This window comes from Jiella sonneratiae (assembly GCF_017353515.1).
GTDB lineage: Bacteria > Pseudomonadota > Alphaproteobacteria > Rhizobiales > Rhizobiaceae > Jiella > Jiella sonneratiae.
Map to the genome: position 1 here is coordinate 1 of NZ_JAFMPY010000024.1, position 14,583 is coordinate 14,583.

The 14,583-nt window shown below is 68.9% G+C and carries 13 protein-coding genes; 5 read left to right on the forward strand and 8 right to left on the reverse strand.

Annotated elements, in window-relative coordinates; genetic code table 11:
* Positions 1 to 178: 178 nt before the first annotated feature.
* Positions 179 to 691: a putative pterin-binding protein gene (locus J1C47_RS18590; RefSeq protein ID WP_207352291.1), complete on the forward strand. Its 513-nt coding sequence runs from the start codon at positions 179 to 181 to the stop codon at positions 689 to 691.
* Entirely contained in the window at positions 688 to 1,872 is a 1,185-nt protein-coding gene (locus J1C47_RS18595; RefSeq protein WP_207352292.1) for a GGDEF domain-containing protein, read from the forward strand. Before J1C47_RS18590 ends, J1C47_RS18595 begins: the two co-directional genes overlap by 4 nt.
* Before the next feature lie 84 nt (positions 1,873 to 1,956).
* Here J1C47_RS18595 and ureC read toward each other — a convergent pair whose 3' ends face one another.
* Positions 1,957 to 3,669 (reverse strand): urease subunit alpha, encoded by a 1,713-nt coding sequence (gene ureC, locus J1C47_RS18600; RefSeq protein WP_207352293.1) that lies wholly within the window; start codon positions 3,667 to 3,669, stop codon positions 1,957 to 1,959.
* Positions 3,670 to 3,850: 181 nt separating this feature from the next.
* Here ureC and J1C47_RS18605 point away from each other — a divergent pair, with 181 nt between their 5' ends.
* Together J1C47_RS18605 and J1C47_RS18610 are read left to right on the forward strand one after the other, a co-directional pair.
* Positions 3,851 to 4,270 carry a hypothetical protein gene (locus tag J1C47_RS18605; RefSeq protein ID WP_207352294.1) on the forward strand — a complete coding sequence of 140 codons (420 nt, stop codon included), beginning with the start codon at positions 3,851 to 3,853 and terminating at the stop codon, positions 4,268 to 4,270.
* A 200-nt stretch (positions 4,271 to 4,470) separates the two neighbouring features.
* The gene (locus J1C47_RS18610) at positions 4,471 to 4,863 is read left to right on the forward strand and encodes a hypothetical protein (protein ID WP_207352295.1); all 393 of its coding nucleotides are present in this window, start codon (positions 4,471 to 4,473) and stop codon (positions 4,861 to 4,863) included.
* A gap of 32 nt (positions 4,864 to 4,895) precedes the next feature.
* Here J1C47_RS18610 and J1C47_RS18615 read toward each other — a convergent pair whose 3' ends face one another.
* Positions 4,896 to 5,201 carry an urease subunit beta gene (locus J1C47_RS18615; RefSeq protein ID WP_207352296.1) on the reverse strand — a complete coding sequence of 102 codons (306 nt, stop codon included), beginning with the start codon at positions 5,199 to 5,201 and terminating at the stop codon, positions 4,896 to 4,898.
* 145 nt (positions 5,202 to 5,346) lie between these two features.
* Complete coding sequence (locus tag J1C47_RS18620) at positions 5,347 to 5,922, reverse strand: HupE/UreJ family protein (protein WP_207352297.1); 576 nt, start codon at positions 5,920 to 5,922, stop codon at positions 5,347 to 5,349.
* 397 nt (positions 5,923 to 6,319) lie between these two features.
* Here J1C47_RS18620 and J1C47_RS18625 point away from each other — a divergent pair, with 397 nt between their 5' ends.
* Complete coding sequence (locus tag J1C47_RS18625; protein ID WP_207352298.1) at positions 6,320 to 6,610, forward strand: hypothetical protein; 291 nt, start codon at positions 6,320 to 6,322, stop codon at positions 6,608 to 6,610.
* A gap of 33 nt (positions 6,611 to 6,643) precedes the next feature.
* Here the strand turns inward: J1C47_RS18625 and J1C47_RS18630 are convergent, their stop codons facing one another.
* The 5 genes from J1C47_RS18630 to argH all read right to left on the reverse strand — a co-directional run bounded on the left by J1C47_RS18630 (position 6,644) and on the right by argH (position 14,547).
* Complete coding sequence (locus J1C47_RS18630) at positions 6,644 to 8,008, reverse strand: aspartate aminotransferase family protein (RefSeq protein WP_207352299.1); 1,365 nt, start codon at positions 8,006 to 8,008, stop codon at positions 6,644 to 6,646.
* Between the two features lie 596 nt (positions 8,009 to 8,604).
* Positions 8,605 to 11,319, reverse strand: a complete 2,715-nt coding sequence (locus tag J1C47_RS18635; RefSeq protein ID WP_207352300.1) for a TIGR02302 family protein — start codon at positions 11,317 to 11,319, stop codon at positions 8,605 to 8,607.
* 157 nt (positions 11,320 to 11,476) lie between these two features.
* Complete coding sequence (lysA, locus tag J1C47_RS18640; RefSeq protein WP_207352301.1) at positions 11,477 to 12,751, reverse strand: diaminopimelate decarboxylase; 1,275 nt, start codon at positions 12,749 to 12,751, stop codon at positions 11,477 to 11,479.
* A gap of 27 nt (positions 12,752 to 12,778) precedes the next feature.
* A complete protein-coding gene (locus J1C47_RS18645) occupies positions 12,779 to 13,057 on the reverse strand; it encodes a hypothetical protein (protein WP_207352302.1) in 279 nt (92 codons plus the stop codon).
* Between the two features lie 92 nt (positions 13,058 to 13,149).
* Positions 13,150 to 14,547, reverse strand: a complete 1,398-nt coding sequence (gene argH, locus J1C47_RS18650; protein WP_207352303.1) for an argininosuccinate lyase — start codon at positions 14,545 to 14,547, stop codon at positions 13,150 to 13,152.
* Positions 14,548 to 14,583 lie beyond the last annotated feature (36 nt).

The following is a 14,583-nucleotide window of genomic DNA, read 5'->3' on the forward strand; positions in this document are numbered from 1 at the left end:
CAGATGCGGTTCGATGATCTCCCATTCCTGGTCGCTCAGTTCGTGACGGCGCATGGCAATCTCCTTTCAAAGGAGATTGAATCAAATCAACCACCGAACGTGAACCCGGTTATGGGGATGCGACCTAGGCTGCCGTCGACAATATCCCGCAGCGGTAGTTACAGAGGAACCGGCCAGCATGACAGCCATCAGCCGCCGTTCGGCACTTTTCGCCATTGCGGCGTCGGCGCTCGGGCCGATCGGTTCGGCCGCCGCCAGGGCGGGCGACATCGACGATCCCGCAACCGACGTCCTCTCGGTGAGCGACGCTTCCGGCCGCAGCGCGCATTACAGCCGGCAGGACCTCGCCGCGCTGAAGCAGACCCGCTTCGAGACCAAAGCCCCCTGGATCGAGGAGCCGGCGGTCGTCGAAGGGCCGTCGGTCGCCGAGCTGCTGCGCGCCTTCGCCCCCCGCGCCTCCTACGAGGCGATCGCCATCACGGCGCTCGACGACTATCTCGTCAAGGCCGACGTCGCGCAGATCGTCGCCGACGACGCCGTCCTCGCCATCCGCCAGGGCGGGGCCTTCCTGCCGGTGTCGAAGAAGGGTCCGGCCTTTCTGATCTTCCCCTTCGACGACCGGCCCGATCTCGCCGACAAGCCGCATTTCGGCCTGTGCATCTGGCAGATCGCGCGGATCACCCTCTCATGATCCGGCGATGGTGGTCGGCGATCAGAGGCCTCGATCGCTTCACCCGGATCCTTTTGTTCGCCACCTGCGCCCTCGCCGGGATCGCGATCGTCACGAGCATCGAGATCCAGAGCACGCAGAGGGAGATCGCCGACATCTCCAACTACAATCTCTCCTATGTCTATGCGCGCAACCAGGTCGAGATCCTGAGGCTTCGGGCGGCGATCGGCGACGCGATGCTGGAGGGAGGCAACCCTGCCGCGGCAAGGCTGAGATGGGCCATCGTCAAGGGCCGGGTCTCGACGATCCCGGCCGCCTACGGCCCGGTCGCGGTTCCCGAGGCGGCGGCGGCCCGCCGCCATCTGGAAGAGACCCTCGACTCCATCGCGCCGCTGCTCGCCTCGCTCCAGGATCCGGGGACCGGCGCCAGGGCGCTTCGCCGGCTCGACGCGCTGGCCGACGAATTCACCCGCCTGACCGCCCTCACCAACGTCCGCCAGTCGAGCCTCACCGAGCGGGAGCAGGCGCTCCTCGCCGCGACGATGACCTGGCTGAGCGCCAGCATCCTCGCCTTGTGCTGCATCGGGCTGGCGCTTCTCGCCCTGGTGTTTCGCCAGAAGCGGCACCTGAAGGAGATGGCGGCGACCGACGTCCTGACCGGCCTGCCGAACCGGGTGGCGATCAACGCCTGGAGACCGGTGAACGCACGGTCGGTGGCGGTCGCCCTGGCGGTGATCGACGTCGACCGGTTCAAGGAGGTCAACGACACGCTCGGTCATGCGAGCGGCGACGATCTCCTGCGCCGACTGGGAAGCGTCCTGCGCGAAGAGGCGGGCGGAGACGCGCTGGCGGTCCGCCTCGGCGGCGACGAGTTCGTGGTGATCTTCACCGGCGCCGACGCCTGGAAAAGGGTCGAAGGCCGCACCGCAGCGATCGAGGCCGGCTTCCGTACGGCATGCAAAGATACCGAATTCGCCTGGGCGACGCTCAGCATCGGCATGGCCCTCGGCCAGGCGGCGACGCCCGCCGACCTCGAAGCCCTGATAACCCAGGCCGACGGCGCGATGTATGCCGCCAAACGCGGCGGCCGGCAGTCACGCGGCGCCGTGGCCGCGCGAGAGGCGGACGCGGCGAAGGCGCCGCTGGCGCCGGAGATCGATCCGTCCCTCAACGGCGGCGCGCTGGTGCGGCGCACCGGCTGAGGCGCGCCGGGGCCGCGTGTGACGCCCGCTGCTGCCGCGCGGCACGGCGAGTGACGCCTTCCGGCCGGGCGGCGCGCTTCAGGATCAGAACAAAAAGTAGCGCTGGGCCATCGGCAGCACCGTCGCCGGGTCGCAGGTGAGCAGCACGCCGTCGGCGCGCACCTCGTAGGTCTCCGGATGCACCTCGATCGTCGGGGTCGCGGCATTGTGGATCATCGAGGCCTTGGTGATGCCGCCGCGCGTGTTTCTCACCGGCAGGAACGCCTTGTCGCAGCCGAGGGCGCTCCGCAGCCCCTTCGCCATCGCCGCCTCGGAGACGAAGGTGACGCCCGAAACGCCGATCGCCTTGCCGAAGGCGCCGAACATCGGCCGGTAGTGCACCGGCTGCGGCGTCGGAATCGAGGCGTTGGGATCGCCCATGGGCGCGGCGACGATCATGCCGCCGAGGAGCACCATCATCGGCTTGACGCCGAAGAAGGCCGGATCCCACAGGACGAGATCGGCCCGCTTGCCGACCTCGATCGAGCCGATCTCCCGCGACATGCCGTGGGCGATGGCGGGATTGATCGTGTATTTCGCGACGTAGCGCCTCGCCCGGAAGTTGTCGTTGTCGCCCGTCTCTTCCGACAGCCGGCCGCGCTGGCGCTTCATCTTGTCGGCGGTCTGCCAGGTGCGGACGATCACCTCGCCCACCCGGCCCATCGCCTGCGAATCCGAGGCGATGATCGAGAAGGCGCCCATGTCGTGCAGGATGTCCTCCGCCGCGATCGTCTCCTTGCGGATGCGCGATTCGGCGAAGGCGATGTCCTCGGGGATCGAGGCGTCGAGATGGTGGCACACCATGAGCATGTCGAGATGCTCTTCGAGTGTGTTGACCGTGTAGGGCCTTGTCGGGTTGGTCGAGGACGGCAGGACGTTGGAAAGCCCGCAGACCTTGATGATGTCGGGCGCATGGCCGCCGCCGGCGCCTTCCGTGTGGAAGGCATGGATCGTCCGCCCCTTGAAGGCGTCGACGGTGTTCTCGACGAAGCCGCTCTCGTTCAGCGTGTCGGTGTGGATCATCACTTGGACGTCGTGGTCGTCGGCGACCGACAGGCAGTTGTCGATCGCCGCCGGCGTGGTGCCCCAGTCCTCGTGCAGCTTCATCGCACAGGCGCCGCCCTCGACCATCTCGATCAGCGGCGCGGGGAGCGAGGCGTTGCCCTTGCAGGAAAAGCCGAGATTTATCGGAAAGGCGTCTGCGGCCTGGATCATCCGGCCGAGATGCCACGCGCCGGGGGTGCAGGTGGTGGCGAGCGTGCCGTGCGCCGGGCCGGTGCCGCCGCCGAGCATGGTGGTGACGCCGGAATAGAGCGCCTCCTCGATCTGCTGCGGGCAGATGAAATGGATGTGGCTGTCGAAGCCGCCGGCCGTGACGATCTTGCCCTCGCCGGCGATGGCCTCGGTGCCCGGGCCGACGACGATGGTGACGTTCGGCTGGGTATCGGGATTGCCGGCCTTGCCGATCGCCGCGATGCGCCCGTCCCGAAGGCCGATGTCGGCCTTGTAGATGCCGGTATGGTCGAGGATCGTCGCGTTGGTGATCACCGTGTCGACCGCGCCGTCGGCTCTGGAATGCTGCGACTGGCCCATGCCGTCGCGGATCACCTTGCCGCCGCCGAATTTCACCTCCTCGCCATAGGTCGTCAGGTCCTTCTCGACCTCGATGAAGATCTCGGTGTCCGCGAGCCGGACCCTGTCTCCGGTCGTCGGGCCGAACATGGCGGCGTAGGAAGCGCGCGTGATCCTGGCGGGCATGGGCATCTCTCTGGTTCGGGCGGAAAGCCGGCAGGGCGATCATGACGCAGTGCGATGACACGCCGCAAGAGCCGCACCATATGTCGACGTGGAAGAGCCGCTGTCTTCAGGCCGCCGAATGGCCGCTTGAGGCGTGCGGCCGGCGAAAGCGGCGGCTACGGGCGATCAGGAGGACGACGACATGCGGGCTCTCGCCATCCAGGCCGCCATCGCCGCCGCAGCGCTCGGCGCCGTGCCGGCGGTGTCCCAGCCCTTCGACCCGGGCCCGCAGGTCTTCGTGCCCGGCCAGTCGATGGCGGGCGCGCGGATCGGCGGGGCGCCGCCGCGGCCGAACGTCGGCATTCCGAACGCCAAAATTCATGGCGACACCGTCGAGGAGCGGGCCTATGGCCGTCCCTATGACGACAGCTATCTCAGGCCGAAGATCCCAAAGGGAACGCCGGGCATCGAGGAGACCGAAAGGCGGGCGACCGAGGGCAGCGGCCGGCTCGACGACGTCAATGCGGGCAGCTTCGCCCGGGAGGGACCGGCTGCAATCGGATCGAGCGCGGTGACGCGCGGCCGGTCGAAGAAGTCGCACCGGGCGATCATCCGCCGCTGACTCCCAGGGCGCCCTCCCCGCGGCAGACGCAACGGCGCAGCCGTTCCCGCGACAGGCAAAACGCGGTCTGCACTCCGGAAGCCGACGGCCATCCGGGCGCCGATACCCCCTGTGGAAAATCCGGCGTGACGACCCAGATCAATCAGGCGGACCTTTTGTGTCCCACGGCGCCACGGCGCCTTCCGCCATGGAGAATCCTCATGCGTGTTCTTTCCGCCGCGTTGCTCTGCGCCGCCTCGCTCGCCGCCGCGATGCCGGCTGCGGCACAACAGGCCGGGGCGATCGGTGGCGGCGTTCAGACCGGCAACACCGCCTCGCCCAGCGCGACGCAGATGCAGGCGACCGAGGGTGCCTCGACGATCAACAGCACCAATGTCGACGCGCTGGCGAGGTCCGGCAATGTCGGAACGAGCGCGGCGGATTCGCTGGGCGGTTCCAGCGATCCGCTAAACGCGAACTATTCGGCGCAGCTTTCGCCGGGCCCGGTGGCAGCGCCGCGGCTGCCCACCCCGAAGGTCGGCATCGATCTCGATGCGATCCGCCACGGCCTCGCGGCGGCGCCGAGCGCGACGCCGAATTCCGCCGGCGACTGATACCGACTGACATCGGCGGGCGGCGCGCGCGATCAGAGCGCGCCCATCACCTTCGCATTGAAGCCGAAGACCTTGCGGTCGCCGCGCAGCGGCACCAGCGACACTTCGCGGGTCTGTCCCGGCTCGAAGCGGACGGCGGTTCCGGCCGCGATGTCGAGGCGCATGCCCCGCGCCGTCTCGCGGTCGAAGGCGAGAGCCGGATTGGTCTCGGCGAAATGATAGTGGCTGCCCACCTGTATCGGCCGATCACCGGTGTTGCTGACGGTGAGCGTCACGGCGGTCTGCCCCTCGTTCAGGGTCAGTTCGCCGTCTCTGGTGACGATTTCGCCCGGGATCATGCGCGATGTTCCTTCGAGGGGACGGCCGAAGCCGCAGGCAGACGGTCAGTCGCGGTCCGGCGGCGCGATCGGCGCCACCGGAGCGCCGGGGCCGGAGCCGGAGCCGGAGCCGGAGCCGACAGGGCGGCCCCGCCCGGCCTTTCCGTCAGGAGACGAAGAGCGCCAGGCCGGTGGCGACGCCGACGAGCCCGGCGGCCCTGATCGCCACGGGCTGGGCATGGCGCACCGCCACCGAGCCGATCCAGACGCCGGCACCGTGCAGGACGGCCGTCGCCGCGGCGAAGCCGCAGGCATAGGAAAGCGCGCCGGCGGTGCCGAGCTCGGAGCCGTGGGCGTGACCGTGGAAGATGGCGAAGATGCCGACGATCGCCGCGGCACCCATGGCCGGGACCCGGACCGCGAGAGCGACGAGCAGCCCGATGGCGACCACCGAGGCGAGGACCGTCGGCTCGACGAAGGGCAGCGCGACGCCGGCCATGGCAAGGCCGAAGCCGACGAGCATCATCACCACGAAGGCGGCGGGGATGGCGAAACGGGCGGTCCTGCCGAAGGTCGCCGCCCAGACGCCGACGAGGACCATCACCGCGATGTGGTCGAGGCCGGTGAGCGGATGCGAGACGCCGGCGAGCAGCGAGCCGTGCTCGGCCGGATTGAGATGGGCGAAGGCCGGCAGCGGCGTCGCGAGAAGCGCTGCGGCGGCAAGAAGCGTGCGTTTCGGCATGTTGTCCCTCGGATTTCGGTCGACCGGCGCCCCGGATTGGGTCGCGCCCCAGCCGTCGATTGATGGTCGGGCGATCGGCGCTGCCGATCGTCGATGGCAGGACGCGCCGCTGCGGCGGCGCCCTGGCCGGGGATGATGTTGGCGCGGAAGCCGCCTGTCAAAGGCTTTTTCGCAGATGCACAGGCTTCGTTCACCCTCAGCGTCGAAAGCCGCCACGTCTCGGCCTTCCACTCGCCTTTCGGAAGTTTCGGGCATCGCCTCGGGCCGGTCCGGCAACCACTTCCTCACGAATTCGTTCTATTGAACGTGATCTGCCGAAACGGCAGAATTCAAGGGGAAAGCCAAGCGTCGGCGTCTAGGATCGAGGCAGCTTCCCACGACAGGTTGGAGCCATACCATGAGCCGTCGCACCATTCGCGGCCTCATAGCCGTTGCCGTCTTGGCCGTGATCGCCGTCGGTGCGCGCCCCGCCGGGGCGCCGCAACCCCTCATCGTTCGCGTCGTGACCATGGGAGACCATACGGGTCCGGCGTTCTATTCTCTCATCGAACAGGGTTACCGCTTCATCGACGGCAACGCCGCAGCGGATACCGACCGCTTCATGACAGGCGCCGTAAGGGAAGCGTCCGCCGCGACGGCGGCGGCGGCACTCGTGACGGCCGACGCCCGGGGCCGCCCGGCGCGCTGACCCCCCGCTGCCCCGTCGGCCCCTGCACACCTGTCAGAGCGTTGCCTGCAGCTGGTCGAGCCCCTTGCGCGTCGCCTCGACGATCGTGTCGACATGCTCCCGCTCGACGATCAGCGGCGGGCAGAAGGCGAGAGCGTCGCCGATGGCGCGCGAGATGACGCCGTTTTTCTGGATCAGGCCGAAGGCGGCCGCCGCCATCGATCCCGGCGGCTGCATCGCGACCTTGGCGGCCTTGTCGGTGACGAGCTCGACCGCCGCGATCAGGCCGACGCCCCGGACTTCGCCGACCAGCGGATGGTCCTGGAGCGAGCCAAGCGCTTCCTGGAAATAGGGAGCGATCTCGGCGGCATGCTCGACGAGGCGCTTTTCTTCGATGATCGCGAGATTTTCCAGCGCGACGGCCGCCGCGACCGGATGGCCGGAAGCCGTATAGCCGTGGCCGAAGGTGCCGATCTCCGACGACTGTTCGGCGACCGGTGCATAGACCCGCTCGTTGATCAGCAGGGCCGAGATCGGCAGATACGACGAGGACAGCGCCTTCGAGAGGGTCATGATGTCCGGCTCGATGCCGTAGGTCTCGCAGCCGAACATCCGCCCGGTGCGGCCGAAGCCGCAGATCACCTCGTCGGCGACGAGGAGGACGTCGTGCTTCTTCAGGACGGCCTGGATCTTCTGCCAGTAGCCGCGCGGCGGCACGATGACGCCGCCCGCCCCCATCACCGGCTCGCCGATGAAGGCGGCAACGGTGTCGGGGCCCTCGGCCTCGATCAGCGCGTCGAGATCCTCGGCGCAGCGGGTGGCGAAATCCTCCTCGCTCTCGCCCGGCCGGCCCTCGCGCCAGTGGTGCGGACAGGTGGTGTGGAGGACGCCCTCCATCGGCAGGTCGAAGGCGCGATGGTTGTTGGGCAGCCCCGTAAGGCTCGCCGAGGCCAGCGTCACGCCGTGATAGCCCTTGATGCGGCTGATGATCTTCTTCTTGCGCGGCTGGCCGAGCGCGTTCGAGCGATAGCGCACGAGCTTGACCATCGTGTCGTTGGCCTCGGAGCCGGAATTGGTGAAATAGGCCTTCGACATCGGCACCGGCGCCATGGCGACCAGCTTCTCGGCAAGCTCGATCGCCGGGGTGTGCGACTTGTGGGTGAAGGTGTGGTAGAAGTTCAGCTTCTGCATCTGGCGGGCCGCCGCTTCCGCGAGGCGCTTCTCGCCGAAGCCGACGGCCACCGACCAAAGCCCGGCCATCGCCTCGATGTAGCGGTTGCCGTCGGTGTCGGTGACGTGCATCCCCTCGCCGCTCTCGATGACGATCGGGCCGATCTCCTCGTGGCGGCGGGCATTGGTGTAGCTGTGGAGATGATAGGCGACGTCGCGCGCCTCGATCGAGTTCGGATTGAGGGTCATGGCGGACTCCAGGGGAAAACCACCTCCGACCTACAGCATCGGCCCGAAAATCGAAACGGGTTTCGGGCGGCCCCCTCGTCGAGCCCCGGGGTTTCGGTCCGACCGTGCAGCGCCCCTCGCCCTTCGAGGCTCGCTACGCTCGCACCTCAGGATGAGGGGCGACGGAGAGGCCGCTCTCCGTCCTGCCCATGGCAGTTGAGTCAGCCGGCAAAGACGAGCCGACCGTGCAGCGCCCCTCGTCCTCCGAGGCTCGCTGCGCTCGCACCTCAGGATGAGGGGTGTCGGAGAAGCCGCGTCGAATCCCGCCGATCGGTGTGCTTCGGCCGCGCGGGTCGGAGGCAGGTCGCGGCGTCCGGAGTCCCTCATCCTGAGCTGCGCGCCGAGCGCCGCGAGGCAAGTCTCGGACCGCGAGGGACTTCGAACGATCCAGTCCTGCCCGAACCCGAAACGCGGGCCGCCGAAGCGCCCGCCTCCAGAGCATGATCCCGAAAGGTGGGAACCGGTTTTCGGAAGAGATCATACGGAAACGGGACGATGGAGCGCGAGGATGAGCGAAGCTCATGTCATCCCACTCTAAAGACGCCGCAGCGGTCGCCTCACGGCGTCTTCAGCAGCCGCTCCAGATAGTCGCGCTCCTGCTGCGGCGAGAGCTGGTTGCCGAGGCGCTTGCGGATCTCGTCGAGGATGCGGCGGGCGCGCTGGGTGTCGATCTCGTCGGGAACGCCGACGTCCTGCCCGAAGTCCGGCCCCTGGGTGCTGCGCTGACGGCCGAGCGGATCGCGGTTCGACTGGTTCATCTGGCGGCCGCCGAAGCCCTGGCCCATCTGGCCCTGGCCGGGCTGCTGCCCCTGCTGCATCGCCTGTTGCATCTGCTGCATCATGTCCTTGGCGCCGCGGCGCATGGCGTCGAGCGCCTTGCCCTGATGGCCGAAGGCCTCGCCGTCGCGGCCCTTGCCGAGGGAGCCCTCGGCATTGCCCATCTCGCGGCCGGCCTCGCCGAACTCGCCCGACGGCTCCATGCCCATGCCCTCCAGCGCCTTGCGCATGGCGTCGAGTTCCTGCTGCAGCTGCCCCTGCTGCTTCTGCAGATCCTTCATCATCTGCTGCAGCTGTTCGGCGCTCATCTCGCCCGGCTGCTGGCCGCCGCCCTGCTGCGGCTCGCCCTGCTGCGGCTCGCCGTTCTGTCCCTGCTGCTGCTGCTGGTTCCGGCCACCCTGCTGCTGGCGATACATCTGGCGGCCGAGATCGTAGGTCTGGTCGCGCAGCTGCTGCTGGCGCTGCAGCAGCTCGCCGAGCTTGTTCATCTGCTGCTGCATCGGGTTCTGCTGGCCCTGCCCCATCTGCGGCTGGCCGGGACGCATGGCCTGGAGATTGTCCATCATCTGCTGCAGTTCGGACAAGAGCTGCTGGGCCGCGTCCTTGGAGCCGGACTTCGCCAGGTTCTCGATCTGGTCGAGCATCTTCTGCAGGTCCTGCGGCCGGATTTCCTGGAGGTTCTGCGCCTGCATCTGCTCCTGGCTCATCGGCGGCATGTTCTTCATCTGCTCGGCGAGCGCCTGCATGTATTCCTGCATGGCCTCGCGCAGCTCCTGCATGAGCTTGTCGATCTCCTCGTTCGAGGCGCCGTTTTCCAGCGCTTCCGAAAGGCGCTCACGGGCGTCGCGCAGCCGCCGCTCGGCGAGCGACAGGTCGCCGTCCTCGATGCCGAGGGCGATCTGCCACATGAAATCCACCGCCGAGCGCAGCGTGTCGTCGTTTGCGGCGGCGGCAATGCGGGTGCGCACCGCCTTCAGGGCGAGATAGTCCGTCGGGTTCGGGATGAACTCGTCGCCGCGCAGCGTCACCGCGTCGAGCAGTTCGACCACCCGCGGCGCTGCGTTGGCGTCGAGCGCCAGGATCCGGCGCTGCTCGACGACGGCCCTGGCCAGCGGATTGAGGAAACGCCGCTCGGGCAGCGTGATCACCTTGGTCCCGGAGCGGCCGGTCTGTCCGGCCTCGTCCTCGGCGACGAGGGTGAGCGCGACCTTCGCGCCGGCATAGGGGCTTTCGGTCAGGTCGACGCTGGTCTTCGCCTCGGCCTTGTCCTTGCCGCGGCGGGGCAGCGCGAGGCGCATCTCCGGCGCCGGATAGAGCGGCCGCGCCCCCGCCGCACGGTCGCCTTCCAGCACGATCTCGCCGCGGGCCTTGCGCACGCCATAGTCGTCGCCGACCTCGTAGGCGAGCTGCAGCGCGCCGTTCCTCGCCTCTGTGGGCTCGGCCTTGAAGGCGATGGTCGGATCGGCGTCCGGCGTCACGTCGAACCGCCACGCACCGAGGGAGGAAAAGCTCGTCCCGACCGCGAGCAGCCCGCCTTCGGCAAGGGTGTATTCGTAGTCGCGCGGGCCGCCGACGGCGACCTCGGACGCCGGCTTGCCCGGCTCGCCGGAAGCCGCGTTCCCTGAAGCCGGCGATCCGCCCTTCTCCTTGCCTCCGGAGGCTCCCTTGCCGGCCGCGGCCGCGGCAGCCTCGGCCGCCTTCGTCTCGGCGGTCGAGCGGACCGGCACGGCCGCCGCGCCCTCACGGGCCGGCCGGAAGCTGACGTCGACATTTTCGCCGTCGCTGACCCGCAGCGAGAATTTGCTGTTTTCCGGCACGGTGACGGTCTTGGTGTCGGCGGCGGTCAGAAAGATCGGCGCACGGCCGGTATAGGCCGGCGGCGTCACCCAGGCGTCGACCCGCCGCCCGGCCGCCATGGCCGGCTCGGGCCGCAGAAACGCATCGCCGATGCGCCCGCCGCCCGGGCCGAAGGAAAAGGCGAAGGCGGTGACGAGGAGAAGCGCCACGACGGCGCGCAGGCCGATCGGATCGACGCGTTCGCTGCGGGTGGCGGGGCCGCCGCCGGACAGATGCCGGAGCCTTGCCTCCATGCGCCGCTGGTGCTCGCGCCACAGCGCGGCGGCGAAGGGATCGGCGCTCGCCGGCCGCTCGCTCTGGGCGCGCAGCGGCTGATGCTCAAGCCGGCTGGTCGCCTCGATCCGGGCGTCGACTTCCGCCCGCGAGGGCAGCCGCGCGCGGAACTTTCCGACGAACAGCGAGCCGAGGGCCGCGAGCGCGGCAAGGCCGAAGACGGCGAGAATGACGAGGCGCAACACGTCCGGCATCAGCCTGAACAGGCCGAACCAGGCGAGCGTCAGAAAGAGAGCCGCCGTCGCGGCGAGGACGAGCACCGCCGGCCATGAGCGTTCGACGAGGATCGAGGCGTATGTCGCCCGGCGGGTGAGGCCGAGCACCCGGCCCGGCTGCCATGTCCCTGTCGCGTCTTTTTGCGCCATCGCCTCGTCCGCCTTGCCCGTCGATGACGACCCTAGCAGGATTTGAGGCGAAGTGGAGGCGCCTGACGGCACTGTGAAGAGGCTGCCCGGTCAGAGGCTTGGCCGCCCGTGGCAGGCGGCATGGGAGGGAGTGGGAGCGCAGCGAGACGAGGAGGGCTCAGCCCTCGCCGCCAAGCCACTCCGGCAGCCGGTCGAGACCGATCAGTTCGTCGATGGTCTGGCGGGGGCGCACCACGGCGAAGTCGGCGCCCCGGACCAGAACCTCCGCGACCAGCGGCCGGGTGTTGTAGGTCGAGGACTGCACCGCCCCGTAGGCGCCGGCGGAGGCGACCTGGACGAGGTCGCCGGCGGCAACGCGCGGCATCTCGCGTTCCTTGGCGAGGAAGTCGCCGCTCTCGCAGACCGGGCCGACGACGTCGACGGTGAAGCGCTCGTCGCCGACCTCCCCGCGCACCGGCAGGATGTCGTGCCAGGCGTCGTAGAGCGTCGGGCGGATCAGATCGTTCATCCCCGCATCGAGGACGACGAAGGTCTTGCCCTCGGTCTCCTTCACATAGACCACCCGCGAGACCAGGATGCCCGCATTGGCGGCGATCAGCCGGCCGGGCTCGAACACCACCTGGCAGCCGAGATCGCGCACGTGGCGCTTGACGATCTCGGCATAGGCCGGCGGCTCGGGCGGCGGCTGGTTGTCGCGGCGATAGGGCACGCCGAGGCCGCCGCCGACGTCGACATGGCTGATCTCGTGGCCGGTCTCGCGCAGCCGGCGCACCAGCGACGCGAGCCGGTCGAAGGCCCGGTCGAACGGCTCCAGCGCCTCGATCTGGCTGCCGATGTGCATGTCGATGCCGGTGACGGCGATGCCGGGAAGCGCCCGCGCCCGCGCATAGATCGTTTCGGCCTCGCCATAGGGGATGCCGAACTTGTCGGTCTTCTTGCCGGTGGAGATCTTGGCGTGGCCGCCGGCATCGACGTCGGGATTGATCCGGAAGGAGACCCGGGCCTTCGTCCCGGCCAGCGCCGCCCGCGCCGACAGCGCCTCGAGCTCCGGCGCCGATTCGACGTTGAAGCAGAAGATGCCGGCCGCCAGCGCGATGTCGATCTCGGCGACGGTCTTGCCGACGCCGGAGAACATGATCTTCTCGGCCGGAATGCCCGCCCGCAGCGCCCGCACCAGCTCACCGCCGGAGACGACGTCGGCGCCCGCCCCGAGCCGCGCCAGGGTGGCGATGACGCCCTGGTTGGAATTTGCCTTCAGCGCATAGCAGACGAGGGCGTCGATGTCGGAGAAGGCGTTGGCGAAGACCCGGTAATGCCGGGTCAGCGTCGCCGTCGAATAGCAGTAGAACGGCGTGCCGACTTCCGCCGCGATGGTCTCGATCGCCACGTCCTCGGCGAAGAGGCCGCCGTCCCGATAGCCGAAGTGGTTCATGGTTCTCGCAAATTCCGGTGCGCGTCGTCAGTTGAGGAGCGGATCGAGGATGAACGGCCGCGCCGGCACGTCGTTCTTCGACACCTCCGCCGCGCTGATCGAGACGTTGCGGCTCGCCGAGGTCAGCGATTCGGGCCTCAGCAGCTTGGCGGTGTCGCCGCTCCGGCTCTTGTCCTCGCTTCCCGAGACGACCGGCGGCACCGTCTTGGTCGTCGGTCCGACCGGCAGGTTCTTGACGCCGCAGCCGGACAGCAGAGCGGCCGCGAGGATGGCCGTCCAAACGAGCTTCACGGATCGCTGTGTCATTTCGGAATGCCCCCGGCTCCCCGCCAAACCCTGATCGTCGCGACGGTGATAGCGGGTTTGAGGGGCAAAAGCATCCGCCGAAGCGCACGATCTCACTCAGCGGCGAGGCGCTGTCGCCAGTAGGCCACTTGCCGGCGGACGTTTTCCGGCGCGGTGCCGCCGAAGCTGGTGCGGCTCGCGACCGAGGCATCGACGCCGAGGACGGCGTAGACCCCCTCGCCGATGCGCGCATCCAGCGATTTCAGGACGTCGAGCGGCAGGTCCTCGAGACCGAGGCCCGACTTTTCGGCGAGCGACACCGCCCGGCCGGTGACGTGATGGGCCTCGCGGAAGGGCAGGCCGAGCTCGCGCACCAGATAGTCGGCGAGATCGGTGGCGGTCGCATAGCCGTGGCCGGCCGCCTTGCGCATCGCCGTCTCGTTTACGGTCAGGTCGCGCACCATGCCGGTTGCGGCGGCCAGCGCCAGGGCGAGCGAGTCGACCGCGTCGAAGAGCTGCTCCTTGTCCTCCTGCATGTCCTTCGAATAGGTCAGCGGCAGGCCCTTCATCACCGTCAGCAGCGAGATCAGCGCGCCGTTGATTCGCCCTGGCTTCGCCCGGACGAGCTCGGCGGCGTCGGGATTGCGCTTCTGGGGCATGATCGAGGAGCCGGTGGAGAACGCGTCCGACAGCCTGACGAAGCCGAACTGCGGCGTCGACCAGATGACGATCTCCTCGGCGAGGCGGGAAAGATGCGTGGCGCAGATCGCCGCGACCGACAGGAACTCCAGGGCGAAGTCGCGATCCGAGACCGAATCCAGCGAATTGCGCGTCGGCGTCGAAAAGCCCAGCGCCGCCGCGGTCATGTGGCGGTCGATCGGAAAGCCGGTGCCGGCGAGCGCGGCGGCGCCGAGCGGGCACTCGTCGAGACGCGCGAGGGCGTCGCGGCAGCGCGAACGGTCGCGTGCCGCCATCTCGACATAGGCGAGGCAGTGGTGGCCGAAGGTCACCGGCTGAGCGACCTGGAGATGGGTGAAGCCCGGCATGACGGTCTCGGCATGGGCCTCGGCCTTGTCGAGAAGCGCGGCGATGAAGTCGCCGAGCTTCGCCTCGAGCGCGGTGAAGGCGCCCCGCACGTGCATGCGGAAGTCGACCGCCACCTGATCGTTGCGCGAGCGCGCCGTGTGCAGGCGCCCGGCGGCGGGGCCGATCAGTTCGGCGAGCCGCTGCTCGACGTTCATGTGGATGTCCTCGAGCCGTCGCGAGAACGTGAACGTGCCGGCCTCGATCTCGGCCTCGATCTCCGTCAGACCCGCGACGATCCTTTCGGCATCCTCGGCGGTGACGATGCCGCGATGCGCCAGCATCTCGGCATGGGCCTTGGAACCGGCGATGTCCTCGCGATAAAGCCTCTTGTCGAAATCGATCGAGGCGTTGATCTCCTCCATGATCGCGTCGGGGCCGGAGGCGAAGCGCCCGCCCCACATCTCGTTGCTGGTTTTCTGGCTCATCGGATCCGTTGGGCGAAGCTTTGGGAGTAATCGGAT